Genomic DNA, 24,279 nt, shown 5'->3' with positions numbered 1-24,279 from the left:
GCGCGGCGCCGGTGGGGGTGGATCGCGTTGCTACGGCTGGTCGGCGTCCAGTTGGGCCAGTTGCTGCTCGACCACGGCCAGATCCTGGGACTCGAGCGCGGTGAGAATGGGCAGGGCCAGCCGGTAGGACTCGCGGGCGGCCTCCACGTCACCGGCCCGCTGCGCGGCCAACGCCTTGCCCTGCAAGGCGTTGGCCAGGCCGAAACGGTCGTTGATGGACTGTCGGGCCTGCACGGCCTGGTCGTAGAAGTCGACGGCCTCGTCGTAGTTGCCGGCGGCCAGGTGGATCTCGCCCATCAGGTTGAGGCCGGAGCCGATGCCGTGCTTGTAGTCGACGTCGTGCCAGGCATCGAGGGTCTTTCGGCCGTATTCAAGCGCCTTCTCGTGGTCGCCCATGGCGTTGTAGGCCGACGCGGTGCCCTGCAAGGCCCAGGCCCGGCCCCACGTGTTGCCGATCGCCTCGTACGCCTCGGCCGCGGAGCGCAGCGCGGCCATGGCCTCGGGCAGCCGGCCCATGCTGACGTAGGTGTGGCCGAGGGCGTTGTAGGTGATGCCCTCCAGCCACTTCTCCCCGATCCGCGGGAACAGCGCGATGGCCTGCTGGTAGTGGTCGACGGCCTCGTCGTAGCGGCGCAGGTCGTTGGCGATGATGCCGAGCACGGAGTGCGCGGAGGCCTGCCCGCCGAAGTCGCCGTCGAGAACGGCGTGGCGCAGGGAGATCTGGAGCATCTCGCTCCACAGCTCCCAGCGCTTGTTGTGCACGTACCAGTAGCTGGACAGGGTCTGCGGCAGCATCCAGGCGACCGAGTGCTCCTCGAGTTCGACGGCCCGCCGCACGGCCTCGACGAGGTTGGTCTCCTCGGCCCCGAACCAGGCCTTGGCCTGCTCGGGGTCGTCCTGCTCGTGAAAGGTCCAGTGCGCGGGCGGGTCGATGATGGAGTGCACCGGCTTGAACGACAGCATCCGCCGGTCAGCCTCGTTGGCGGCGTGCAGGTACCAGCGCACGGACCGCCGGGCGGTGGCGTCCCGCTCGGCGGCGGTCTCGTCGCTCTCGGCCCGCTCCACCGCGTACACCCGCAGCAGGTCGTGGAACTGGTAGCGGCCGTCGCCGCGCAGCTCCAGCAGGTGGGCCCGGACCAGCTCGTCGAGCTGTTGGCGGGCCTCGTCCTCGGTGACGTCGGCCAGGGCGCCGGCGGCGTGCCGGCTGACGTCGGGCCCGGAGTGCAGGCCCAGCCGCCGGAACATGCTCTTGGCCTCGGGGCTGAGCGCGGCATAGGACCACGAGAACACCGCCCGCACGCTGGAGGCGGCGTCGTCGCCGGTGTCCAGGGCGTCCAGCCGGGAGTGGGCGTCGGTCAGCTCGTCGACGAACTGGGCCAGCGGCAGGTTGGGGCTGCACCAGGCCCGCGCGCCGACGATGCTCAACGCCAGCGGCAGGCCCGCGCACAGGGCCAGCAGCTGGTCAAACGCCTCGCGCTCCTCGTCGACCCGCTCCGGGCTGAGGTAGCTGGCCAGCAGCGCCGCCGAGTCGACCTCGTCGAACAGGCCCAGGGTGAGCTGCCGGCCGTCGCCGGTGGCGACCAGGCCGTCCAGCCGGTTGCGGCTGGTCACCAGCACCACGCAGCTCTGGTTGGCCGGCAGCAGCGGGGTGACCTGGTCGGTGGACACGGCGTTGTCCAGCACCATCAGCATCCGCCGGCCGGCGACCACGCTGCGCAGCAGCACGCTGCGCTCGGCGGTGGTCCGCGGAATCTTCTCGGCCGGCACCCGAAAGGCCGACAGCAGCGTGAAAAGGGCGTCGTGCGGCTGCACGGGTTTGTCGGCGACGTCGAATCCGCGCAGGTTCAAATAGATCTGGCCATCCGGGAAAAGGTCCCGGACCAGATGCGACCAGTGCACGGCCAGCGAGGTCTTTCCAATTCCGGCGGTGCCCTCGATGGTCGTGATGACCACGGTGCCGCCGGTGGTGACGGCCCCGGCCACCGGCAGCAGGGCGTCCAGCCGCCGCAGCTCCTCGCCACGGCCGGTGAACCGGCGGGTGTCGTGCGGCAGCTGCGAGGGCACGACCCGCGGCAGCAGCGAGTCCTCGGCCGGCTCGGCGGCGGTGAGCAGGCTCTCGTACACCGACCGCAGGGCCGGCCCCGGCTGCACGCCCAGCCGGTCGTCGAGCAGGCGGGCGCCGGCCTGGTAGACCGCCTTGGCCTCGCCGGTGCGGCCCTGCCGGTGCAACGCCCGGATCAGCTGCGCCCGGGTCGACTCGCGCAGCGGGTGGTCGGCCAGCACGGCCTTGAGCTCGCTGACCACCTCGGCCGGCCGGCGCAGCGCCAGCAGCAGGCCGGCGCGCTCCTCGATGACGTCCAGCCGCAGCTCGGCCAGCCGGTGCCGCTCGACGTCGGCGAACGGGCCGCCGATGCTGCCCAGCGGGGTGCCCGACCACAGGGCCAGGGCCCGGTCCAGCTCGGCCAGGGCGGCCTCGGCGTCGCCGTCGGCCAGCAGCGCGCGGGCGGCCTGGCGGAGGCGGGCGAAGCGCTCGGCGTCGATGTCGTCGGGGGCCAGCCGCAGGCTGTAGCCGGAGCCGGCGCTGACCAGCACCTGGAAGCTCTTGCGGGCCGGCTCCAGGGCTCGGCGCAGGCCGGCGACGTAGGTGTGCACACTGCCGACGGCGCTGGCCGGCGGCTCGGCGCCCCAGATGGCGTCGATCAGCTCGGCCCGGGAGATCACCTGGTTGGCGTTGGTGGCCAGCACCGCCAGCAGCGCCTGCTGCCGCGGCGGGCCCACCGGCACCTCGGCCCCGCCCCGCCAGGCGCGGACCGGTCCGAGCAGGCCGATGCGGAGGTGGGCCGTCTCCTCGATGATCGTCAACGCCAGGACTCCGTGCGTGAGAGCGGTACCAGGTGGCCTCAACGCTATACCCGAACGGGTGAGTGAACGGCGTTCATCGGCCCCGTGGCGTGACCGCCGGGTCACGGTCAGTCGGCGGCCACCCGTCGTTCATCCGCCGGAATTCACTGCTCCATTTCGCGCTTCGCATTTCACGTACACGAACTTCAGTTGGCGCTGACGTCATCATGAGCCAAGAAGCGGGTCCCGTTTCGTTCACCGACGTGAACAGCGAAAACGCGTCATTGACGCGGTCACGACCGCCTTCTAGCTTTTCCAGGTCGAAATCGGCTTCAAGGAGGCAGCTCGATGATCCGTGGCGTGACGGCCGTGTTGTCCGCGGCCCTGCTGACCGCGCTCGCCGCGCCCGCGGCACTGGCCAACGACGCCCACCACGACTCCTGGCACGTGGTGGACAAGACCACCGTCAGCGCGGCCGTCGGCGGCGAGGGGGTGGCCACGGTCCGACTCCCCGGCCAGCCCGTGAAGGTCTACTACACCGCCGGCAACACCATCCCGGCCACCCTGAAGGCCGAGGGGTGGGGCCACATCGGCGACCCCGACTCGCTGCGCGGCTACGTCTTCGACCCCTACCAGCAGACCACCGCCACCATCACGCAGAAGATGATGCTGGTGACCACGCCGACCGGGCAGCAGTACGAGTACACCCACGCCCTCGGCCCCGACGAGGTCGTGCCCAACGCCAACGCCTACACCGCCGTCACCCCGGACGGGCAGTGGCTGGTGTCCAGCGAGCTGGCCCAGGTCGACCGGCTGCTGGTGTTCCCGGCGCCGATACTGAACACGTCGCTGCCGGCCGGCGGCGGCGCCCTCCCGCTGGCCGCGAAGGTGCTGCTGGACAAGCCGGTCCGCAACCTCCAGGGCTGCGACTTCGTGACCTCGACCCGGCTGATCTGCGCGTCCGACGACTCCAACAACGACCTCTACCCGACCAGCAAGCCGCTGCTCCAGATCGACCTCCAGCGGCCGCTGCGCGGCCAGGACGTCAAGGCGCACGTCACCTCGCTCGGGCAGCTGCCGCTGGCCAGCGCCTGCGTCGGCGCGTACACCGCCGAGGGCGTCGACTACGACACCGCGACCGGTGAGCTGCGGGTCGAGGTGCTGCCGCCGAGCCCGTGCAACACCGACATCACCGTGTACACCTACCGCCGCTGACCCTGTTCGGATCGAATCGCTCGCACCGTGGCCGCTGCCCCGGGTTCGACCGGCTCGAAGTGGCCGATCCCGGGCAGCACCACCAACTCGGCGCCGCTCTTGTCGGCGTAGCGCCGGGAAAGCTCCAGCGGGACGTGGGTGTCGTCATCGCCGTGGAGCAGGGTCACGGGCACGGGCGGCGGCACGCGGTTCATCGGATCCGCCTCCGCCAGCCGACCGAGGTCGCCGCCCAGCAGTTCCGTCACGGCGTTGGCGCTCAGCCCCAGCTCGTGGGCCCGGGCCAGGTCGCACAGGCCGCCGCACGCCACCACCTTGGCCACGCCCGGCCGGTCGGCCGCGAGCAGCGCGAGGTGCCCGCCGGCCGAGTGGCCGACGAGCACGATTCGCTTGCCGGGGAACAGTTCCACGACCTTGTCCACGCCGGCGTTCACGTCCTCGTGCAGCACCGGCCACTCGCCGCCGTTGCCGATCCGCCGGTACTCCACCGACGCCACCGAAAGCCCTTGGGCCAGCAGGTATTCGGCGAACGGCGCCAGGTACGAACGGTCGTAGCGCACGCGCCAGTAGCCGCCGTGCACCAGCACCGCCACGGTGTCGGAGTCGGTGTCCCAGACGTCGACGAGATTGTCGGCATGCTCGCCGTAGACCGCAGTCCTCATGCCAGGATCTCACCGAGGATTTCCGCCGCCCGCAAGGCGTCCGCGAACCGCGTGTACAGCGGCGTGAAGCCGAACCGCAGCAGGTCCGGCGGGCGGTGGTCGCCCACCACTCCCCTGGCGATCAGCTCGGTCATCACCCGCTCGGCGTCCACACAGGACAGTGAGACCTGGCTGCCCCGGTCCTCGCCGGTCGGCGTGACGCTCTTGGCCGCCGGGGCCAGCTCGGCCACGCAGTCGACGAAGAACTCGGTCAGCGCCAGGCTCTTGGCCCGCAGCAGCCACAGGTCCACGTCGTCCCAGACGTCCAGGCTCGCGTCCAGGGTCAGCAGCGAGACGATCTCCGGCGTGCCGGCGCGGGCCTTGGCGATCCCTTCCGCGGCAACGTAATCCGGCTCCATGGCGAACGGGTCGCGGTGCGAGCACCAACCGCCCAGCGGCTGGTCCAGCCCCGGCAGCAGATCCGGCCGCACCGCGAAGAACGCCGGGGCGCCGGGCCCGCCGTTGAGGTACTTGTACGTGCAGCCGACCGCGAAATCCACCTCGTGGCCGGTGATGTCGACGGGCAGCGCCCCGGCGCTGTGCGACAGATCCCAGACCACGCGGGCCCCGGCGGCGTGCGCGGCGGCGGTCAGGGCGCCCATGTCGTGCAGGCGGCCCGTACGGTAGTCCACGTGGTTGAGCAGCACCACCGCGGTGTCGCCGTCTAGCTCGTTCGGCACGTTTTTCGGCTCAACCGGGCGGATCGTGGCCCCGGCCAGCCGGGCCGCCGACGCGGCGACGTAGCCGTCGGTCGGGAAGGTCGTGGCGTCGACCAGGATCTCGTTGCGGCCCGGGGTCATGCGCAGCGCCGAGATCACCGCCCGGAAGACGTTGACGCTGGTCGAGTCGCCGACCACCACATGGCCCGGGGCCGCGCCGATCAGCGGGGCGATCCGGTCGCCGATCCGCTGCGGGGCGTCCCACCAGCCCTCCTCGGTCCAGCCCCGGATGCGCTGCCGGCCCCACTGCCGGTTCAGCACGTCGGCGACCCGGGCCGGCACGTGCCGGGGCAGCGCGCCCAGCGAGTTGCCGTCCAGGTAGATCACGCCGTCGTCCAGGTCGAACAGGTCCCGCTTGGCGGCCAGGGGGTCGTAGGCGTCGGCCTTCTCGGCGCGGCTGCTCAGCTCAGACATGGCTGCGGGCCGTCCACAGCTCGGGGAACACGACCTTGTTGGCCCGCTTCTCCAGCCAGGCCACACCGGCCGAGCCGCCGGTGCCCGGCTTGGCCCCCATGGCGCGGCGGGTGGCCAGCAGGTGGTCGGTGCGCCAGCGGCCGACCAGCTCGGCGACGTCGGTCAGTGCTTCTCCCAGGGTCACCAGGTCATCATGCCGTGGATCTTGGTAGATCCGCGTCCACACCGCCTCCACGCCCGAATTCTCCTGGTAGCGCTGGGAGACGTCGCGATCGAGCACCTCGGCCGGGATGTCGAAGCCGCGGCGGTGCAGGTAGCGCAGCACCTCGTCGTACAGGCTGGGCTCGTGCAGCGCCTTCGCCAACTCGGCGTGCACCTGCGGCACGGCTTTGTGCGGCTGGAGCAGGCTTGCGCTCTTGTCCCCCAGCACGAACTCCAGCTGCCGGAACATCGCCGACTGGAAGCCCGAGCCCTCGCCCAGCGCCGAGCGGTAGGAGTTGAACTGGCCCGGGGTCAGCGAGGCGATCGGCTGCCAGGAGGCGTTGAGCGCCTTGAGTTGCGGCTGGCTGCGGCGCAGCGCCGCCAGCGCGTCGCCGAGGCGGTCCTGGCGCAGCGCGTCGCGGGCGGTGCGCCATTCGTGCACGAGCAGTGTGAACCACAGTTCCATCACCTGGGTGGTGATCAGGAACGCCATCTCGGCCGGGTCGTCGGACCAGGGCTGTTGCAGGGACGTCAGCACCGAGGCGTGCACGTACCGGTCGTACGGGCTCGCCTCCGCGAACTCCAGCTTCGGCTCGGTTTTCACCCCGCCATCGTCGCTCGATCGAGTGACACGGGGAATGGCCGCCGCGTGGTCGCGGCCGCCTGTTCGCTTCCGGTCGTAAAGACGGGAGCGGTTGCGGCTTACACTCGTGAGATGGAGCTGGACAACCTCGACTGGGGACTGCTGACCGAGCTCCAGGCCGACGCCCGGACCTCGTTCAACGAGCTCGCCCGCCGCCTCGGCGTCTCCGCGCCCACCGTCGCCCAGCGGGTGCGGCGGCTGGAGGAGGCCGGCGTGATCACCGGCTACCGCGCCACCGTGGACGTCTCCGCCGTCGGGCTCGGCGTGCAAGCCCTGGTGTCCATGCGTTGCTACGGGCCGCGCTGCATCACCCTGCGACCCGAGCGGGTCGCCGACTTCGCCGAGATCCTGTCCATCGTCCGGCTCACCGGCGACGTCTGCTCCATCGTGCACATCGCCGCCCGGGACGTGCAGCAGCTGACCGCCGTGCTGGAACGCCTGTGGGGCTACGGCGAGACCTCCAGCGCCATGATCCTTTCCTGGCCGGCCCCGCCCCGGCCGGTCACCCGAGCGGCGCTCGGCTGAGGCTGCCCGAAGGTGCGGCGCCCTCGAATTCGTGACTGGTCGGTGACGCTCGGCCACTTCACTTCCGTTCCGCAAGGATGACCAATCACATCTGAGGGGAACCATGTCTCGACGACTGATCGCGGTCGCCGCCGCCACCGTGCTGAGCCTGCTCGGCCTGATCGGCGGGGGCGTCGCCGTCGCCGCTCCGGCGCACACCGCCTCGCCGGCCGCGCAGCCGGTGTACGGGCCGGACACCTGCATCCTCGGCTACGTCTGGCGCGAGGCCAAGGCCAACGACCACGTGTGCGTCACCTCCGACCGGCGCGCCCAGACCCAGGACGACAACGCCCAGGCGGCGTCCCGGGTCAACCCCACCGGTCCCTACGGGCCCGACACCTGCGTGCAGGGCTACGTGTGGCGCGAGGCCGTCGCCAACGACCACGTGTGTGTGGTGCCGCAGCGCCGTGACGACGCCCGCGCCGACAACGCCGCCGCCGCCGGCCGGCTGCTCAGCGCCCACATCGTCATTCCCGCCACCATCGTCTTCGGCGGCGGCGTGCCCGTCGGCGGCTGGGCCAACCTGACCGTCTACCCGGACGGCTCGTACAACTTCTCCGGGCACTTCCACGTGTCCGGCGCGACGTCGTACAACGTCGGCATCGTGATGGCGATCAGCGACCCGACCGGCGCCGGCACCGCGTTTGTGTTCAGCGACAAGGGCCACGTGGCCGGCACGTTCGAGCCGGGCAGCCGGGACTACGACTTCAACCAGTCGGGCAACAACCCGGCCATCAAGAACGCGTGGAACAACATGATGCAGCACGGCTACGGCTGGGGCTGGAGCTCCAACGCCAGCTGGGACCTCGTCGGTCTGCTGAACGAGGTCAAGACCTACATCGGCTACGCCCAGACCGTCATCCAGATCGTCGGCGCCATCTAACCCCTTTTCCGCCACATGCGCTTCCCACTTGGCACCAGAACCCATATAGGAAGCGCATGTGGCATCCCCCGGCTTGAACGCCACATGCGCTTCCTATATGGCGTCTGAACCCACATGGGAAGCGCATGTGGCGAAAATGGGGGGTGGGGGTCAGCCGCGGGTGGCCAGCGAGCGGAGGAAGAAGGCGACGTTGGCGGGGCGCTCGGCCAGGCGGCGCATGAAGTAGCCGTACCACTGGTCGCCGTAGGGCACGTAGACGCGCAGCGTCTTGCCGGCGGCGGCGATCTGGCGCTGCGCGTCGGGGCGGACGCCGTAGAGCATCTGGTGCTCGTAGGTGTCGGGGGTGCGGCCAGTGGCGTCGGCGAGGTCGGCGGCGATGGCCACCAGGCGCGGGTCGTGCGAGGCGACCATGGGGTAGCCCTGGCCGGCCATCAGGATCCGCAGGCAGCGCACGTACGAGCGGTCCACCTCGGACTTGTCCTGGTAGGCAACGGATTCCGGCTCCTTGTAGGCCCCCTTGCACAGCCGCACGCGGGAGCCGACGCCGGACAGGTCGCGGCAGTCCTGCTCGGTGCGCCGCAGGTAGGCCTGGAGCACCGCGCCGGTGGACGGGAAGTCGACGCGGAGGTCGCCGAGGATGCCCAGGGTGGAGTCCGTGGTGGTGTGGTCCTCCATGTCCAGGGTGACCGTGGTGCCGACGGCGGCGGCGGCCTCGCAGATCAGCCGGGCGTTGTCCAGGGCGATCTTCTCGCCGTCCTTGGGCAGCGACTGGCCGACGGCCGACAGCTTCACCGAGACCTCGGCCCCGGTCGACAGCCCGGTGTTGCCCAGCTCGGCCAGCAGCCGCTCGTAGGCGTGCACCGTGGCGGCGGCCTGAACCGCGTCCGTGGTGTCCTCGCCGAGGTGGTCGAGCGTGACCTTGCGGCCGTCGCCGATCAGCGACGCGGTCACGTCCACGGCCTCACCCAGCGAGGACCCGGCCACGAACCTGCGCACCACCGGCTTGGCCAGTGGAGTGCGCTCGACGGCCTGGCGGGCCAGCGGCGAGCGGGCGGCGGCCAGCAAAGCGGCGCGCAGCATGGTTTCCCTCACTCTCTGCGATCGAGTTTGTGTCACATGTGGCGCACATGTGACGTTGTGCGTCGAATGTGCGCCACATGTGGCGAAATCACCCCTGGTGGGGGTGACGGACGGTGGTCGGGGCGACGAAGGTCTCCTTGATCGACCGGGGGCTGACCCAGCGCAGCAGGTTGTGCACGGAGCCGGCCTTGTCATTGGTGCCCGACGCCCGGCCGCCGCCGAAGGGCTGCTGGCCGACGACCGCGCCGGTGGGCTTGTCGTTGACGTAGAAGTTGCCGGCGGTGAAGCGCAGCGCCTGCGAGGCCTTGACCACGGCGGCCCGGTCGTCGGCGATGATCGAGCCGGTCAGGGCGTACGGGGACGCCGAGTCCACAGTGGACAGGACCGAGTCGAAGTCGTTGTCCTCGTACACATGCACGGCCAGCACCGGGCCGAAGTACTCGGTGGTGAACACGTCGTGCGAGGGGTCCTCGCCCACGACCACGGTCGGCCGCACGAAGTAGCCGTCGGAGTCGTCGGCGGCGCCGCCGGCGATGACCTCCAGCTTGCTGTCGGTCCGGGCCCGGTCCAGCACGCCGGCCAGCTTGTCGTACGAGCGTCGGTCGATCACCGCGCCCATGAAGTTGCTCAGGTCGGTGACGTCGCCCATGGTCAGCGCCTCGGTCTCGGCGACCAGGCCGTCCCGCAGCTTGGCCCACACCGACCGCGGGATGTAGGCCCGCGAGGCGGCCGAGCACTTCTGGCCCTGGTACTCGAAGGCGCCGCGGACCAGCGCGGTGCGCAGCACGTCCACGTTGGCCGAGGGGTGCGCCAGCACGAAGTCCTTGCCGCCGGTCTCGCCGACCAGCCGCGGGTAGCTGCGGTAGTTGGCGATGTTCGCGCCGACCGCCGACCACAGGTGCTGGAAGGTCCTGGTGGAGCCGGTGAAGTGGATGCCGGCCAGGTCCGGGTCGGCCAGCGCGACCTCGGAGACGGCCAGCCCGTCACTGGTCAGCAGGTTGATCACGCCCGCCGGCATGCCGGCCTGCTCCAGCAGCCGCATGGTCAGGTGCGCGGCGAACGTCTGCGTCGGCGACGGCTTCCACAGCACCACGTTGCCCAGCAGCGCCGGGGCGGTCGGCAGATTGGCGGCGATGGCGGTGAAGTTGAACGGCGTGATCGCGTAGACGAAGCCCTCGAGCGGCCGGTGGTCGGTGCGGTTCCAGACGCCCTTCGAGCTCTCCGGCTGCTTGGCCTGCAACTCGCGGGCGAAGGCCACGTTGTAGCGCCAGAAGTCGGCCAGCTCGCAGGCCGCGTCGATCTCGGCCTGAATGGCGGTCTTGGACTGGCCGAGCATGGTGGCGGCGTTGAGGGTGGCGCGCCACGGGCCGGACAGCAGGTCGGCGGCGCGCAGCAGGATCGCGGCCCGCTCGTCGAACGGCATGGCCTGCCACGCCGGGGCGGCGGCCTTGGCGGCGGCGATCGCGTCGCGGGTGTCGGCCTGGGTGGCGGCGGCGAAGGTGCCCAGCACGGCGCGGTGGTTGTGCGGCTGCACGACGTCGACCCGCTCGCCGCCGCCCATGCGCTGCTCGCCGCCGATGGTCAGCGGCAGCTCGATCTGCTCCTTGGCCAGCTCGACCAGCTTCGCCGACAGCTCGGCCCGCTCCGGGCTGCCCGGCGCGTACTGCAGCACCGGCTCGTTCACGGGGGTCGGGACCTGCGTCACGGCATCCACTGGCACTCCTTCGGCGACGTCGTCGATGGCCAAAGGCTATGCAGCCTCGCCCGGCGGCGTGTTGTTCGAACGGCTAAGCTTGGCGACATCGGGTTGTCCGAACGTACAAGGGAGTGGGCCATCAGCCGGTCGAGCATCCAGCAGCTGCTGCTCGCCCTCGGCGAGCCGTTCGTCGAGGTGCTGACCGCGCCCGACGGCCTGGACGCCGAGGTGCGGGACGTGGTGATCCTCGACCCGGACGACGCCCCCGACTCCCGCCCCGGCGACCTGGTGCTGGTGATCGGGGCCCGCGGCAAGTCCGCCGCCGCGCACGTGCGGGCCGCCGGCAAGCGCGGGGCGACCGCCGTCGCCGTCAAGGACGCCGAGCCGCTGCGCCAAGCCGCCGCCGACGCCGGTGTGGCCCTGCTCGACGTGCGCTCCGAAGTGCGCTGGGAACAGCTGGAGTCGTTGGCACGCAACGTGGTCAGCACCGCCCGCGGCACGGCCGACGCCGACGCCGGCGAGGTGCTCGGCGACCTGTTCTCGTTGGCCCAGACCATCGCCGCGCTGACCGGTGGCAGCGTCAGCATCGAGGACACCGCCAACCGTGTGCTGGCCTACTCGCGGTCCTCCGACGAGGTCGATGAGCTGCGCCGGCTGTCCATCCTCGGCCGGCAGGGGCCGGAGCCGTACCTCAAGATGCTCCGGGAATGGGGCGTCTACCAGCGGCTACGCTCCGGCGAGGACGTCGTGCACATCGACGCCCGGCCCGAGCTGGGCATCAAGCGCCGGATCGCCGTCGGCATCCACGCCGGGTCGCAGCCGCTGGGCACCGTGTGGGTGCAGGAGGGCAGCCATCCCCTGGCCGAGCACGCCGACCGGGCGCTGCTCGGGGCCGCCCGGATCACCGCCCTGCACCTCGTGCAGCACCGCAACACCGCCAGCGCCGGGCTTCGGTTGCGGGAGAACCTGCTCACCGGAGTGCTCGACGGCCGCATCACCGGCGTGTCCGTCGCCGGCCAGATCGGCGCCGACCCGCGGAAACCCGCCGCCGTCGTGGCCTTCCTGTTGCGCAGCACCGATCGCACCCGATCCGAGGTCGAGCTGCACCGGGCCGACATGATCAGCATCATCTCCGTGCACGCCGCCTCGTACCGCCGGTCCGCGCTCGTCACCCCCATCGGCGGCCGGGTCTACGTGCTGCTGCCCGAGGTTTCCGACGCCGGCGCCGTCACCGCCATGACCCGGGACGCCGTCTCCGCCACCAGCCGGCACCTCGGGCTCACCGTCCAGGCCGGCATCGGCTCCGTCGTCGCCGGCCTCGCCGACGTGCCCGTGTCGCGGCAGGAGGCCGACCGCGTCCTCGACGCCATCGCCGCCCGCCCCGAGGTCACCGTCGCCGCCCTCGCCGACGTGCGGACCCAGGTCCTGCTCAGCGAGACCCTCACCCTGCTCTCCGACAACCCCCGCATCCGCGATCCCCGCCTCGATCCCCTGGCCGGCACCGACATCGGCCGCTCCCTGCTGGCCTACCTCGACGCCTTCGGCGACGTCCGCTCCGCCGCCGCCGGCCTGCACGTCCACCCCAACACCCTCCGCTACCGCGTCCGCCGCGCCTGCGAACTCAGCGGCCTCGACCTCGACGACCCCGACCAACGCCTCGTCGCCCAACTCCAACTCCGCCTCACGAAGTGACACCGCGCCGCGACGGCGTCCCGCTCCACAAACGCCCATCACCCCGCCAACCACTCCCCTTTCACCACATGCGCTTCCCATGTGGCATCTGAACCCACATGGGAAGCGCATGTGGCATCAAAGCCGGGGGTGCGCCACATGCGCTTCCCATGTGGCATGTGACGCCAAATGGGAAGCGCATGTGGCAGAAAAGGGGGGTGTCAGGGTAGGTGGGAGTGGAAGATGTCGTAGGCGGCGCGTCCGAACAGGACGAAGCGCACCGTCCGCACCGACGTGTCCAGCGCCAGTTCCTCGGCGACCGTCGACAGAGCGATCTCGGCCGCCGATTCGAGGGGCCAGCGGTAGATGCCGGTGGAGATGGCGGGGAAGGCGACGGTGGCGGCACCGAGTGAGGAGGCCACGCGGAGGGAGTTGCGGTGGCAGTCGGCCAACAACGCCGAGCGGTCCTCGGTGTCGGACCACACGGGACCGACGGTGTGCACGACCCAGCGGGCCGGCAGGCGGCCGGCGGTGGTGGCGACGGCCTGGCCGACCTTGAGCCCACGGCCGTAGTGGCCGGCGCGGAGCTTGCGGCACTCGGCGAGGATCTCGGGCCCGCCGCGGCGGTGGATGGCGCCGTCGACACCGCCGCCGCCGAGCAGGGAGGTGTTGGCGGCGTTGACGATCACGTCCACCTGCTGGGCGGTGATGTCCCCTTCGACGATCTCGATGGGCATGGTCAGGCGTCCAGGACCTGGCCGCGGCGTTCGACGACCGGGGGCAGGGTGGACCAGGGGAAGTTGATCCAGCGGTCGGTGTGGCGCCAGACGTACTCGCACTTGACGGTGGAGTGGGGCTTCTCGTAGACGACGGCGCAGCGGACGTCGGCGACCTTGTCGGCGCAGAAGTCGCGGACGAGTTTCAGCGTTGCCCCGGTGTCGGCGACGTCGTCGCAGACGAGGACCTTGGCGCCGTGCAGGTCGACGGCGTTGGGCACGGGCGGGAGCATGACGGGCAGGTCGAGGCGCTGGTCGACGCCGGTGTAGAACTCGACGTTCATGACGTGCAGGTTCTTGACGTCCAGCGCGTAGCCCAGGGCGCCGGCGACGAACAGGCCGCCGCGGGCGATGGACAGCAGCAGGTCGGGCTCGAAGCCGTCGTCGGCGACGGTCTGGGCGAGCTCGCGGCTGGCGGAGCCGAACAGCTCCCAGGTCAGCACCTCACGCTGGTCGTTCATGGCGGGTAGCCTAACGACCGGAGACAGTTATAGCTTTACAACTACATATAAGGTTAGGCTAAGCTGGGCCGATGAGAGCGACCCGCATCCAGGTCCGCCGCAGCGAGCGGATCACGCCGCACATGGTCCGGGTGACCTTCGGCGGCGACGGCCTGACCGTCGACAACGGCTTCACCGACCGCTACGTCAAGCTGCTGTTCCCCGGCGAGGACGGCTTCCCGGACAACCTCGACGACCTCCCCCGCGACCAGCTGCCACCCCGTCGCACCTACACGATCCGAGCACACGACGCCGAGCGCGACGAGCTGACGATCGACTTCGTGCACCACGGCGACAGCGGCCTGGCCGGACCCTGGGCGGCCAACGCCAAGCCGGGCGACGAGCTGTACTTCCTCGGCCCGGGCGGGGCCTACGCCCCGGACCCGACGGCGGACTGGCACCTGCTGATCGGCGACGAGAGCGCGCTGCCGGCGATCGGCGCGGCCATCGACTCGTTGTCCCCCACGGCCAACGTGGTCGCGGTGGTCGGCAGCGCCGAGCCGCAGGCGCTGGCCCACGAGGTCCGCTGGGTCGACCCGGCCGACGTCGTGGAGACCGTGCGCGGCCTGAGCTTCCCGACCGGCCGCGTGCACGCCTTCGTGCACGGCGAGATGGGCCTGGTCAAGGAGCTGCGCGGCCACCTGACCGGCGACCGCGGCCTCGACCGCGAGCAGCTGTCGATCTCCGGCTACTGGCGGCGCGGCCTGCACGAGGACGCGTTCCAGGCCGAGAAGCGCGCTACAGCCGCCGCAGCCCGCTGAGCACCCGCTCCATCAGACCGAGGTTGGGCACGCCGTCGCCGGCCGCGTCGGCGGCGTGCACAAAAACCAGCCCGAGGCCGGCCATGTCGCCCACCAGCACCTTGGACACGCCGAGCGGGATCGACAGCAGCGCGGCGATCTCGGCCACCGACCGGGTCTGCGCGCACAGCTCGGCGATGGCCCGGTACTCGGCCTGCAACGGCTCGGTCGTGGTGCTGCCCAGCTCGCTGGTCGAGACCAGGGTCTCGATCTGCAACGGCACCTCGGACCGGGTCCGCCCGCCGGTCCACGCGTAGGCGCGCACGATCGCGGCCGACGACTCGTCCTGCTCGGCGGCCGGCGGCTGGTCGGCCGGCGGCCGCTGCACCGGCTGGTCCGGCTCGGCGTGCCGGCCGTCGGGCTCCTTGCGGCGGCGTCGGTCCCGACCGCCGCCGCCGTTGAGCGTGAAGCCGTTGAGCACGTCCGCGAACGTGCTCTCCGCGGGGTCTTCGCCCCAGTCCTCGGTGTTCATCTCCACCCTCAGACGGGCTGGCTGTCCATGGCCTGCTTGGCGACCCTGAGCTCGCTGCGCAGCTCCGGCGTGAGCAGCGGACCGACCTGGTCGACCAGGACGGTCATCTCGTAGGCCACCTGGCCGACGTCGCAGTTGGGGGCGGCCAGCACCGCGAGGCACGAGCCGTCCATGATCGTCATCAGCAGCATGATGCCGCCCTGCATCTCCACCACGGTCCGGCGCACCGGGCCGCCGTCGAAACAGCGGGAGGCGCCCTGCGTGAGGCTGACCGCGCCGGCCGCGATGGCCGCGACCTGCTCGGCCCGCTCAGCGGGCAGCCGCGCGGAGGATGTGAGCAACACACCGTCCACGGACACGACGACCGCGTGCGCGACACCCGGCACATGCTCGGCGAAGTTGTTCACCAACCACCCGAACTGGTTCACCTGCCGCGACTGGGGTGCGGTCATGGGCTCTCCTGCCCCCGTTCGTTCTCACTCGACGCTGCTGCACCAGTGTGGTCCTGACGGATACCAGACTGGTAACTGGCCAGGAAGCCGCGTGTCCGGTTCGGATCGCGGTGGGCGGCGCCCGCCGCGGGGCCGGCCGCCGGGGCGCCGGTGGCCGGGAACAGCCCGGCTTTCGGCACACGTTTCGGCAGGCCAGGACCGTTCTGGACGCCCTGGGGCCGAGGCTGCGGCGGGGGTTGCGCCGCCGGCTGCTCGGCCGGCCAGACCGGCTCCGGCGTCGCCGGCGGGGCCGGTTCGGGCGCGGTGACGCCCGATGGGTTCACCTGATCGGAGGACCCGTTCGCCGGTCCCTCGGCCATGTGCTCGAACCAAGCGTAGCTGGTCGGCTCGAGCGAGACCTCCGCTCGTAGGACGGATTCCTGGTCCTGACGGGGCGGCGGGCTCGGTTGGTCGCTGGGCGTGTTCGCGGCGAACCAGCCCGTGGCCCCGTCGGCGGCGGCCGGCTGGACCGTGGGCGGCGGGGTGAACGCTCGCCGGGGCAGCTCCATGCCGCCGGTCGACAGGACCTCGGGCGGCGAGGTCGGCCCCGGAGGCGGCTTGGGGCCAGAGGGACCTGAAGGACCCGACCGCGGGGGCACGGGCGGGCCGGCGACGGCGGGACCGGCCGGGGGCGGCTCGACGGGCTTGCGCGGCACCCGGCGGGTCGGCAGCGGCGTCGGCGACGGGTCGATGGCCTTGACGACGTTGGGCGGCGGCGCGTCCGGCACCACCGGCGTGTTGCGCTCCGGCGGGTCCCACGGCTCGTCCTCGACGCTGTCGGTCGGCCAGACCACCTCGTCGATGCGCTCGATGCGGGTGGTGTCGTCCGGCCCCAGCCGCGGAGCAGGCGGCATGCCGTTCAGGGCGCCGCCGGGCGCGCTCAGCGGCCGCTCCCGGTCGCCGCTGCCCCGCACCACCAGCTCGGCCGGCACGGTGACCACGGCGGTCAGGCCCTCGCCGCCGCGGCCCTGCTCGAAGCGGACCCGGAAGGAGTGCCGGCTGGCCAGCCGGCCGACCACGAACAGACCCATCTGGCGGGACACCGGCACCTCGACCGCGGCGCCGGCCGAGACGCGGTTGTTGGCCTCGCCCAGTTCCGTGTCGCCCATGCCGATGCCCTGGTCGACGACCTGGATGACGATGTCGCCGTTGGTGTCGCGGTGGCTGTCCACGGTGACCTGGGTGTCCGGCCGGGAGAACGCGGTGGCGTTGTCCAGCAGCTCGGCGATCAGACGCACGAGGTCGCCGGCCGCGTAGCCGACGACGGTGGCGGTCGGGGCGGAGCGGACCACGGCCCGCTGGTAGTGCTCGATCTCGGAGACGGCGGCCCGCAGCACGTCGCCCAGCGGCAGCGGCTTGGTGAACCGGCGGGACAGGTCCAGGCCGGACAGCACCATCAGGTTCTCGTTGTTGCGCCGCATGCGGGTCGCGAGGTGGTCCAGCTTGAACAGGTTGGCCAGCTGCTCGGGGTTCTCCTCGTGCCGCTCCAGCTGCTCCATCAGACGCAGCTGCCGCTCCACCAGGCCCTGGCTGCGCCGGGACAGGTTGACGAAGATGTTGCCCAGGTTGCTGCGCAGGCTGGCCTGCTCGGCCGCGGACTTGACGGCCTGGCCGTGCACCTCGTCGAAGGCCCGGGCCACCTGCCCGAACTCCTCGGTGGTGTACACCGGCACCGGGTCGATCCGGACCTCCTCGCCGCGACCCTCGCGGATCTTGGCCACCGCCTCGGGCAGCCGGCGGGCGGCGACGTCGAGGGCGGTGCGGCGCAGCACGCCGAGCGAGCCCAGCAGGTAGCGGCCGACGACCAGGCCGATGCCGCCGGCCAGCAACACGGTCACGACCAGCACCACGGACTCGAGGCCGGCCCGGTCGCTGCTGTCCTCCTGCAGCGCCGACGCGGTGTCGCGGATCTGCCCGGCCAGGCCGGTGGAGACCTTGCTGACCAGCGCCACGGTCGCGTCCGAGGTGCGGTTCCACTCGTCCTGCGGGATGGTCAGCCCGCCGGCCGCCGGGGCGTTGTGCACGCCGGTGGTCTTCTTGACCGCGCCCTGGACCGGGGCGGCCTGGCCGACCGGCTGGGTGGCGGCGAAGTCGAGCAGCTGCCGCCGGGTGCCCACGTCGACGCCGGCCACCGTCTGCTGGAACGCCTGCTGCCACTCGGGCGACGCCACCGCCTGGAAGTTGGCCACCGCGTCGTCGTAGCGGGTCTCGGAGGCGGCCAGCATCTTGGCCTCGGCGTCGATCAGGTGGCCGCGGGTGATGCCGACCAGCACCACCGCCTGCTCCAGCCGGATCTGCTCCTGGGCGTTCTCCAGGTCCAGCAGCGCGGTCGCCGGGCTGGACAGCGACGGGTCGCCCAGCTGCACCACCAGGGCCTGGTCGAAGTTCAGCGCGGTCTCGATGACCTGCGTGTACGCCGACACGGCGTCGGTGTCGGCGTCGACGGTCTGCTCGACCGGGCGGCGGATGGACGGCAGCTGGCCGAGGTTGAGCTGGAGGTCGTTGAACCACGCCGAGGAGGCGGCGGACAGGCCGGGCGTGCGGTGCGCGGCGTCGGCGACCTTGGACGCGGCCGTGTCGACCGCCTTGGCCTGCGCGTGGAACGCGGCGTTGCCCTGGGCCGGCACCAGCGCGGCCAGCGTGCGCTCGCGCTGCAGCTGCGTGGTCAGCGGGGTCAGGGAGTCACGCAGCGCGATGATGCGCTGGATGGTGAGGTACGAGTCGGCCTGGCCGATCTCGCTGCGCACCTGGAGAAAGCCGAGGGTGACCGCCACGACGACCGGCACCACGAGCACCGCGGCCAGCTTGACCAGCACCGGCCAGTTGCGCCACCGGGCGACCGTGTGCCACCACGGACCCGGGCTGGGCTGAACCACGATGCGTCCTTCCTGGGGTGCTGGTGCGAAGCGCCGCCAAGTATCGCACTGGCAACATCGGTCTTCCCCTGTGTTCGGTTGTCTGCCGAGACGGGAAACGTGTTACGGGCGTTCGGCCGCTGCGGGGGGTGTACTCCAGGCCGAATTCCGCTGTCAAGGCCGACACGTCGCCTCGGGCGCGACCGTCCCCGGGATCGGTCCGGTCACCCGCGCCCCAGGGTCCGGCCATGGTCGGGCCGGGCGTGCGGTTGACTCCGGTCACGCCCCCGTTAGAGTTGGCCCACTTTTGTTCAACGTGTCCCTGGAGGACAGGTGGCCACAGCGTCGACGACGGGTCGGCACGCGGCGGTCGAGTCGGACCAGTCGGTGTTCGGCGGCCGGCCGGCCGCCCCGGGACGTCCGGACTTCGAGGCCATCCAGGACTCGCCGGAGTTCACCGAGCTGCGGCGGCGGCTGCGGCGGTTCATCTTCCCGATGACCGCGCTGTTCCTGGTCTGGTACCTCACCTATGTGCTGCTGTCGGCGTATGCCCACGCGTTCATGGCCCAGCAGGTGTTCGGGCTGGTCAACGTCGGCCTGCTGCTCGGGCTGGGCCAGTTCGTGTCCACGGTGCTGATCACGTTGGCGTACAACAGGTTCGCCCGCAGGCGCATCGACCCGCAGGTGGCCCTGATCCGCACGCACGCCGGACTGGAGACCAAGTGAGGATCCTGGCCGACGGGACCGCGACCGGCAACCCGCTGATCAACCTGAGCGTGTTCGTGCTGTTCGCGGCGGCGACGCTCTACATCGTCTACCGGGTCAGCAGCGGCAACAAGACCACGTCGGACTACTACGCGGCCGGCGGCGCCTTCACCGGCGCGCAGAACGGGATCGCGCTGTCCGGCGACTTCCTGTCGGCCGCCTCGTTCCTGGGCATCGCCGGCGGCATCGCCGTGCACGGCTACGACGGCTTCCTGTACTCGGTGGGCTGGGTGGTGGCCTGGCTGATCGGGCTGCTGCTGATCGGCGAGATGCTGCGCAACACCGGCCGGTTCACCATGGGCGACGTGGTGGCGTACCGGATGCGCCAGCGCCCGGTGCGCGCCGCGGCCGCCATCTCCACGCTGGTCATCTCGTTCTTCTACATGCTGGCCCAGATGGCCGGCGCCGGCGGCCTGGTGGCCCTGCTGCTCAACGTCACCGACCGGGCCGGGCAGTCGCTGGTGATCGTGGTCGTCGGCGCCATCATGATCTTCTACGTGCTGGTCGGCGGCATGAAGGGCACCACATGGGTGCAGATCATCAAGGCCGTGCTCCTGCTGCTGTGCGTGACCCTGATCAGCGTGTTCATGCTGGGCAAGTTCGGCTTCGACTTCTCCTCGATCCTGGACCGGGCCACCCAGAACAACCCGCTGGGCAGCGCGATCCTCGGCCCGGGCGCGCAGTACGGCCGCAACGAGCTGGACTTCGTGTCCCTGGCGCTGGCCCTGGTGCTGGGCATCTGCAGCCTGCCGCACGTGCTGATGCGCTTCTACACGGTGCCCGACGCCAAGCAGGCCCGCCGCTCGGTGGTGTGGGCGATCTGGACGATGGTCGTGTTCTACCTGTGCACGCTGGTCGTCGGCTTCGGCTCGGGCGCGCTGGTCGGCTCGCAGAACATCCTGCACGCCCCCGGCGGCGAGAACTCGGCCGCGCCGCTGCTGGCCTTCCGGGTGGGCGGGGCGGTGCTGCTGGGCATCGTGTCCGCGGTCGCCTTCGCCACCATTCTCGCCGTGGTCGCCGGCCTCACCCTGGCCGCGTCGGCCTCGTTCGCGCACGACGTGTACGCCAACATCATCAAGCACGGCAAGGCTGATCCCCGGCGTGAGGTGCGGGTGGCCCGCCAGACCGCCGTCGCCGTCGGCGCGCTGGCCATCATCGGCGGCATCGCCGCCAACGGCCAGAACGTCGCCTTCCTGGTCGCGCTGGCGCTGGCCCTGGCCGCATCGGCCAACCTGTCCACCATTCTGTTCGCGCTGTTCTGGAAGCGCTTCAACACCACCGGCACCCTGTTCAGCATCTACGGCGGCCTGGGCTCCTGCCTGGTGCTGATCGTGTTCTCCCCGGTGATGTCCGGCGCGCCCACCTCGCTCATCCCGCACGTGGACTTCCACTGGTTCCCGCTGAGCAATCCCGGGATCGTCTCCATCCCCTTCTCGTTCCTGTGCGGCATCGTCGGCACGTTCCTCGGCGGCCGCAAGGGCGTCGACCCGGCCAAGCAGGCCGAGATGGAGGTCCGGGCCCTCACCGGCATCGGCGCCAGGACCTGACCGCCGCTTCCACCTCCTCTCCCCTCGCCCCCACGTGAGTGGCTCACTTCGCCTCTACCCCCACCTGAGCCACTCAGGTGGGGGTTGTTTGGCGAAATGAGCCACTCACGTGCGCGGCCGGTCGGTGCGCCGCGCCCTCACTCGTTCGGCCCTCGTGACACAACCAAGCGTTTGCTAGGTTTCTCCCCATGATTGCCACGGTTGTCTGGGGCACAGGCAACGTCGGTCGCGCGGCCATCCGGGCCGTGGAGGCCCACCCGGCGCTGAAGCTCACGGCGGTGCTCGTGCACGATCCGGCCAAGGTGGGCCGGGACGCGGGCGCGCTGGCCGGGCTGGACGTCGAGTTGGGCGTGGCGGCGACCGACGACGTCGAGGCGGTGCTGGCGGCGGGGCCGCGGGCGGTGGTGTACGCGGGCAGCGGCGACACCCGGCCGATGGAGGCGCTCGCGGATCTGGTCCGGGCGGTGGAGTCCGGGGCCGTGGTCGTGACGCCCTCGCTGTACCCGCTCTACGACCACCGCAACGCGCCGGCCGAGCTGCGCGACCCGGTGCTGGCGGCGATCAAGGCCGGCGGCGGGTCGCTGTTCGTGTCCGGGGTGGACCCGGGCTGGGGCAACGACGTGCTGCCGCTGCTGATCAGCGGACTGGCCAGCACCATCGACGTGATCCGCTGCCAGGAGATCTTCGACTACTCCACCTATGAGCAGCCCGACTCGGTCCGCTACCTGGTCGGCATGGGCCAGCCCATGGACTACCAGCCGCCGATGCTCTACCCGACGGTGCCGACGATGGTATGGGGCGGCCAGATCCGGCTGATGGCCCGGGAGCTGGGCGTCGAGCTGGACGAGATCCGCGAGACGGTGCAACGCCGCCCGCTGGAGACCACGGTGACCACCCGGACCATGGGCGAGTTCGAGGCCGGCACGCAGGGCGCGGTCCGGTTCGAGGTGCAGGGCATCGTCGACGGCGCGGCCCGCATCGTCATCGAGCACGTGACCCGCATCCACCCGTCGGCCGCCCCGGACTGGCCGCTGCCGCCCAGCGGCGACGGCGCGCACCGCGTGATCATCGAGGGCCGCCCGCGCATCGAGGTCACCGTGGAGGCGACCGACGAGAGCGAGAACCGCTCGGCCGGCGGCAACGCCACCGCGGTGGGCCGGCTGGTCAACGCCATCGACTGGCTGGCCGCGGCCGAGCCCGGCCTGTACGACGCGCTGGACGTCCCGCTGCGGCCGGCGATCGGCAAGCTCAACCGCCCCTGACTGTCCGGAAAGGACGATCGCGATGGTGCACATCGACATTCCGGCGGGCAAGGACGCGATCGGCTACGTGTGGGGCGAGATGGTGCCCGGCATCGGCGTCGCGGCCGCCAACTTCTCGCTGTCGGTGTACCAGCACACCACGTTGGGGCTGCGGGAGTTCGAGGCCGCGCGGCTGCGGATCGCCCAGATCAACGGGTGCCTGTTCTGCCTGGACTGGCGGACCGACCGGGACGGCGTGAAGGTCGAGGAGGGCTTCGCGGAGGCGGTGACGCAGTGGCGCACCACCGAGGCGTTCGACGAGCGCACCCGGCTGGCCGCCGAGTACGCCGAGCGGTACGCGCTGGACCACCACAATCTCGACGAGGACTTCTGGGCGCGGATGTCCGAGCACTACAGCCAGCGGGAGATCGTGGAGCTGAGCATGAGCATCGGCTCCTGGCTGGCGTTCGGGCGGCTCAACCACGTGCTGGGCATCGACGCGGTGTGTGTGCTGCCGGGGCACTGACGCGGCCCCGGCAGCCGCCGTCACAGGTCGGTGGCGATGATCTTCTCGATGTTGCGCTCGGCCAGGGCGGTGATGGTGACGAAGGGATTCACGCTGGTGTTGCCGGGAATCAGCGAGCCGTCGATGGCGTACAGGCCCTGATATCCGTTGAGGCGCCCGTAGTTGTCGGTGGCCCGGTTGAGCACCGCGCCGCCCAGCGGGTGGTAGGTGAGGTGGTCGCCCCAGATCTTGTTGACACCGAACAGATCCGAGCGGTAGATCGTCGCCTCCTTGGCGTTGATCTTGTCGAAGATGGTCTTGGCCATGTCGATGGACGGCTGCTTCCACACCGTCTGCCAGCTCAGGTCGACCTTGTTGGCGGCGGCGTTCCAGGAGAACTCCGCGCGGTTGGGGTTCTTGGTGATGGACAGGTAGAACGAGGCGTAGGTCTCGATGCCGGTCGGCAGCGGGGCCACCTCGGCGAACGCGCCGCCGGCGGCCCAGTTGTCGATGCCGCCGCAGGGAATGGAGGCCTGCACCGAGCCGGTCGGGTCCCACAGCCAGTTGGCCCGGCCGACCATGACGTTTCCGTTGTCGCCCCAGCCCTTGCCGATCTCCGGGCTCAGGTTGGGCAGCTTGCCGGTGGCCTTGAGCATGGTCAGCAGCTTGCTGGTGCCGACGCTGCCGGCGGCGAAGAACACCTTGTCCGCGGTGACGGTCTTGGTGGCGGTGACGTCGCCGGTGGTGGTGAGCTGGTCGATCAGCACGGTGTAGCCGCCGCCGGCGGCCGGGCTGACCGAGGTCACCTTGTGCAGGGGGGAGATGGTGACCCGGCCGGTGGCCATCAGCTTGGGAATGTAGGTCTTCTGCAGGGACTTCTTGCCGTAGTTGTTGCCGTACAGGATCTCCCCGGCCACCGCCGACTTCGGCACGGCGCCCGCGGCCTCCTGTTTCATGTAGTCCCAGTCGTACACGTCGGGCACGAAGACGAACGGGAAACCCGATCGCTGCGCCTGTTTGCGGCCGACCCGCGCGTACTGGTAGCAGTCCACGGTGTCGAACCAGGCCGGGTCGATCAGGCCCACGCCCAGTTCGGTGTTAGCCCGCGGGTAGTAGGTGCCGTACATCTCGTCGGCGTTGACCGAGGGCAGGATGGCGCCGAAGTTCTCCCGCTTGGGCGTGACCGCCATGCCGCCGTTGACCAGTGACCCGCCGCCGACGCCCCGGCCCTGGTAGACGATGATGCCGGCGAACTCCTCGGCGTCCAGGATCCCGGTGTAGCGCGGGATGTCCCGGTCGATGGGGAAGCCGAGGAAGTTGCTCAGCGGCTGTTTCGTCTTGGTGCGCAACCAGTACGAGCGGCCGTCGGGGTTGGTGGTGTTGGCGAAGATCTTGCCGTCGGACCCGGGCGTGTCCCAGGCCATGCCCATCTCGACCATCTGCACGCTGACGCCGGCCTGGGCCAGCCGCAGCGCCGCGACCGAACCGCCGTACCCGGTCCCGATGATCAGCACGGGCACGTGCGCGCCGCTCTGGATCGGCCCGGACGCGGCCGGCGCGGCGATCGCCCTACCACCGAGGGCGACCGCCCCCAAGATAGAACCTGTTCCAGCGATGAACGCGCGGCGGGAGAGTCGACCAGAAGCGTTAGTCTCTAATGGTTTTTCGCTCATGTGATCTTCCTCACCGTTGAGGGATTAGA

The 24,279-nt window shown here is 71.0% G+C and carries 21 protein-coding genes; 9 read left to right on the top strand and 12 right to left on the bottom strand.

Going from position 1 to position 24,279, the window contains the following annotated elements; translation table 11 throughout:
- Positions 1–30: 30 nt before the first annotated feature.
- Positions 31–2,862, bottom strand: coding sequence for a BTAD domain-containing putative transcriptional regulator (locus ACIG5F_RS21925; protein ID WP_396520144.1), 2,832 nt, complete (start codon positions 2,860–2,862; stop codon positions 31–33).
- A 327-nt stretch (positions 2,863–3,189) separates the two neighbouring features.
- Between ACIG5F_RS21925 and ACIG5F_RS21920 the strand changes: the two genes are divergently transcribed.
- Positions 3,190–4,056, top strand: a complete 867-nt coding sequence (locus ACIG5F_RS21920) for a hypothetical protein (RefSeq protein ID WP_396520142.1) — start codon at positions 3,190–3,192, stop codon at positions 4,054–4,056.
- Here ACIG5F_RS21920 and ACIG5F_RS21915 read toward each other — a convergent pair.
- From ACIG5F_RS21915 to ACIG5F_RS21905, 3 genes are read right to left on the bottom strand one after another with little or no spacing between them, the layout of a single operon-like run.
- A complete protein-coding gene (locus ACIG5F_RS21915) occupies positions 4,044–4,715 on the bottom strand; it encodes an alpha/beta hydrolase family protein (RefSeq protein ID WP_396520140.1) in 672 nt (223 codons plus the stop codon). The two genes, ACIG5F_RS21920 and ACIG5F_RS21915, sit on opposite strands and share 13 nt — an antisense overlap.
- Positions 4,712–5,887, bottom strand: coding sequence for a kynureninase (gene kynU / locus ACIG5F_RS21910; protein WP_396520138.1), 1,176 nt, complete (start codon positions 5,885–5,887; stop codon positions 4,712–4,714). Before kynU ends, ACIG5F_RS21915 begins: the two co-directional genes overlap by 4 nt.
- Positions 5,880–6,692 (bottom strand): tryptophan 2,3-dioxygenase, encoded by an 813-nt coding sequence (locus ACIG5F_RS21905; protein WP_396520136.1) that lies wholly within the window; start codon positions 6,690–6,692, stop codon positions 5,880–5,882. Before ACIG5F_RS21905 ends, kynU begins: the two co-directional genes overlap by 8 nt.
- Positions 6,693–6,803: 111 nt before the next feature.
- Between ACIG5F_RS21905 and ACIG5F_RS21900 the strand changes: the two genes are divergently transcribed.
- Both ACIG5F_RS21900 and ACIG5F_RS21895 read left to right on the top strand, forming a co-directional pair.
- Positions 6,804–7,256 carry an Lrp/AsnC family transcriptional regulator gene (locus ACIG5F_RS21900; RefSeq protein ID WP_396520134.1) on the top strand — a complete coding sequence of 151 codons (453 nt, stop codon included), beginning with the start codon at positions 6,804–6,806 and terminating at the stop codon, positions 7,254–7,256.
- Between the two features lie 103 nt (positions 7,257–7,359).
- On the top strand, positions 7,360–8,178 hold the full coding sequence (locus ACIG5F_RS21895) for a hypothetical protein (protein WP_396520132.1): 819 nt from the start codon (positions 7,360–7,362) through the stop codon (positions 8,176–8,178).
- Positions 8,179–8,328: 150 nt separating this feature from the next.
- Here the strand turns inward: ACIG5F_RS21895 and ACIG5F_RS21890 are convergent, their stop codons facing one another.
- The gene (locus tag ACIG5F_RS21890; protein WP_396520130.1) at positions 8,329–9,258 is read right to left on the bottom strand and encodes a proline dehydrogenase family protein; all 930 of its coding nucleotides are present in this window, start codon (positions 9,256–9,258) and stop codon (positions 8,329–8,331) included.
- 88 nt (positions 9,259–9,346) lie between these two features.
- The gene (gene pruA / locus ACIG5F_RS21885) at positions 9,347–10,972 is read right to left on the bottom strand and encodes an L-glutamate gamma-semialdehyde dehydrogenase (protein ID WP_396520128.1); all 1,626 of its coding nucleotides are present in this window, start codon (positions 10,970–10,972) and stop codon (positions 9,347–9,349) included.
- Positions 10,973–11,065: 93 nt separating this feature from the next.
- Between pruA and ACIG5F_RS21880 the strand changes: the two genes are divergently transcribed.
- Positions 11,066–12,646, top strand: a complete 1,581-nt coding sequence (locus ACIG5F_RS21880; RefSeq protein WP_396520126.1) for a helix-turn-helix domain-containing protein — start codon at positions 11,066–11,068, stop codon at positions 12,644–12,646.
- 200 nt (positions 12,647–12,846) lie between these two features.
- On the opposite strand, the gene ACIG5F_RS21875 is transcribed toward ACIG5F_RS21880, so the two are convergent.
- Both ACIG5F_RS21875 and ACIG5F_RS21870 read right to left on the bottom strand, forming a co-directional pair.
- Positions 12,847–13,362 carry an O-acetyl-ADP-ribose deacetylase gene (locus tag ACIG5F_RS21875; protein ID WP_396520124.1) on the bottom strand — a complete coding sequence of 172 codons (516 nt, stop codon included), beginning with the start codon at positions 13,360–13,362 and terminating at the stop codon, positions 12,847–12,849.
- A 2-nt stretch (positions 13,363–13,364) separates the two neighbouring features.
- Positions 13,365–13,862, bottom strand: a complete 498-nt coding sequence (locus ACIG5F_RS21870) for a phosphoribosyltransferase (RefSeq protein ID WP_396520122.1) — start codon at positions 13,860–13,862, stop codon at positions 13,365–13,367.
- A 71-nt stretch (positions 13,863–13,933) separates the two neighbouring features.
- On the opposite strand from ACIG5F_RS21870, the gene ACIG5F_RS21865 reads away from it, so the two are divergent.
- Positions 13,934–14,662: a siderophore-interacting protein gene (locus ACIG5F_RS21865; RefSeq protein WP_396520120.1), complete on the top strand. Its 729-nt coding sequence runs from the start codon at positions 13,934–13,936 to the stop codon at positions 14,660–14,662.
- On the opposite strand, the gene ACIG5F_RS21860 is transcribed toward ACIG5F_RS21865, so the two are convergent.
- From ACIG5F_RS21860 to ACIG5F_RS21850, 3 genes are read right to left on the bottom strand one after another with little or no spacing between them, the layout of a single operon-like run.
- Positions 14,640–15,173: a DUF742 domain-containing protein gene (locus tag ACIG5F_RS21860; protein WP_396520118.1), complete on the bottom strand. Its 534-nt coding sequence runs from the start codon at positions 15,171–15,173 to the stop codon at positions 14,640–14,642. The two genes, ACIG5F_RS21865 and ACIG5F_RS21860, sit on opposite strands and share 23 nt — an antisense overlap.
- Before the next feature lie 8 nt (positions 15,174–15,181).
- Positions 15,182–15,625, bottom strand: coding sequence for a roadblock/LC7 domain-containing protein (locus tag ACIG5F_RS21855; protein ID WP_396520116.1), 444 nt, complete (start codon positions 15,623–15,625; stop codon positions 15,182–15,184).
- Positions 15,622–18,540: a nitrate- and nitrite sensing domain-containing protein gene (locus tag ACIG5F_RS21850; protein ID WP_396520114.1), complete on the bottom strand. Its 2,919-nt coding sequence runs from the start codon at positions 18,538–18,540 to the stop codon at positions 15,622–15,624. The genes ACIG5F_RS21855 and ACIG5F_RS21850 overlap by 4 nt, the downstream gene beginning before the upstream one ends.
- A 312-nt stretch (positions 18,541–18,852) precedes the next feature.
- On the opposite strand from ACIG5F_RS21850, the gene ACIG5F_RS21845 reads away from it, so the two are divergent.
- The 4 genes from ACIG5F_RS21845 (at position 18,853) to ACIG5F_RS21830 (ending at position 22,598) form a co-directional block, all read left to right on the top strand.
- On the top strand, positions 18,853–19,245 hold the full coding sequence (locus ACIG5F_RS21845) for a DUF485 domain-containing protein (protein WP_396520112.1): 393 nt from the start codon (positions 18,853–18,855) through the stop codon (positions 19,243–19,245).
- The gene (locus ACIG5F_RS21840; protein ID WP_396520110.1) at positions 19,242–20,831 is read left to right on the top strand and encodes a cation acetate symporter; all 1,590 of its coding nucleotides are present in this window, start codon (positions 19,242–19,244) and stop codon (positions 20,829–20,831) included. Before ACIG5F_RS21845 ends, ACIG5F_RS21840 begins: the two co-directional genes overlap by 4 nt.
- Positions 20,832–21,019: 188 nt before the next feature.
- A complete protein-coding gene (locus ACIG5F_RS21835) occupies positions 21,020–22,093 on the top strand; it encodes a dihydrodipicolinate reductase (RefSeq protein WP_396520108.1) in 1,074 nt (357 codons plus the stop codon).
- 22 nt (positions 22,094–22,115) lie between these two features.
- On the top strand, positions 22,116–22,598 hold the full coding sequence (locus ACIG5F_RS21830; RefSeq protein ID WP_396520106.1) for a carboxymuconolactone decarboxylase family protein: 483 nt from the start codon (positions 22,116–22,118) through the stop codon (positions 22,596–22,598).
- A 20-nt stretch (positions 22,599–22,618) separates the two neighbouring features.
- On the opposite strand, the gene ACIG5F_RS21825 is transcribed toward ACIG5F_RS21830, so the two are convergent.
- Positions 22,619–24,172, bottom strand: a complete 1,554-nt coding sequence (locus ACIG5F_RS21825) for a GMC oxidoreductase (RefSeq protein ID WP_396520104.1) — start codon at positions 24,170–24,172, stop codon at positions 22,619–22,621.
- Between the last annotated feature and the right edge of the window lie 107 nt (positions 24,173–24,279).

It is taken from the genome of Kutzneria sp. NPDC052558 (assembly GCF_044547355.1).
GTDB lineage: Bacteria > Actinomycetota > Actinomycetes > Mycobacteriales > Pseudonocardiaceae > Kutzneria.
This window is presented reverse-complemented; position numbering and strand designations above follow the sequence as displayed.

Bases quoted from the DNA above. Each gene is read 5' to 3' on its own strand.
- kynU (WP_396520138.1), bottom strand. From the start codon at position 5,887: ATGTCTGAGCTGAGCAGCCGCGCCGAGAAGGCCGACGCCTACGACCCC.
- ACIG5F_RS21865 (WP_396520120.1), top strand. From the start codon at position 13,934: ATGAGAGCGACCCGCATCCAGGTCCGCCGCAGCGAGCGGATCACGCCG.
- ACIG5F_RS21875 (WP_396520124.1), bottom strand. From the start codon at position 13,362: ATGCCCATCGAGATCGTCGAAGGGGACATCACCGCCCAGCAGGTGGAC.
- ACIG5F_RS21855 (WP_396520116.1), bottom strand. From the start codon at position 15,625: ATGACCGCACCCCAGTCGCGGCAGGTGAACCAGTTCGGGTGGTTGGTG.
- ACIG5F_RS21920 (WP_396520142.1), top strand. From the start codon at position 3,190: ATGATCCGTGGCGTGACGGCCGTGTTGTCCGCGGCCCTGCTGACCGCG.
- ACIG5F_RS21915 (WP_396520140.1), bottom strand. From the start codon at position 4,715: ATGAGGACTGCGGTCTACGGCGAGCATGCCGACAATCTCGTCGACGTC.
- ACIG5F_RS21895 (WP_396520132.1), top strand. From the start codon at position 7,360: ATGTCTCGACGACTGATCGCGGTCGCCGCCGCCACCGTGCTGAGCCTG.
- ACIG5F_RS21890 (WP_396520130.1), bottom strand. From the start codon at position 9,258: ATGCTGCGCGCCGCTTTGCTGGCCGCCGCCCGCTCGCCGCTGGCCCGC.
- ACIG5F_RS21900 (WP_396520134.1), top strand. From the start codon at position 6,804: ATGGAGCTGGACAACCTCGACTGGGGACTGCTGACCGAGCTCCAGGCC.
- ACIG5F_RS21860 (WP_396520118.1), bottom strand. From the start codon at position 15,173: ATGAACACCGAGGACTGGGGCGAAGACCCCGCGGAGAGCACGTTCGCG.
- ACIG5F_RS21870 (WP_396520122.1), bottom strand. From the start codon at position 13,862: ATGAACGACCAGCGTGAGGTGCTGACCTGGGAGCTGTTCGGCTCCGCC.
- ACIG5F_RS21830 (WP_396520106.1), top strand. From the start codon at position 22,116: ATGGTGCACATCGACATTCCGGCGGGCAAGGACGCGATCGGCTACGTG.
- ACIG5F_RS21835 (WP_396520108.1), top strand. From the start codon at position 21,020: ATGATTGCCACGGTTGTCTGGGGCACAGGCAACGTCGGTCGCGCGGCC.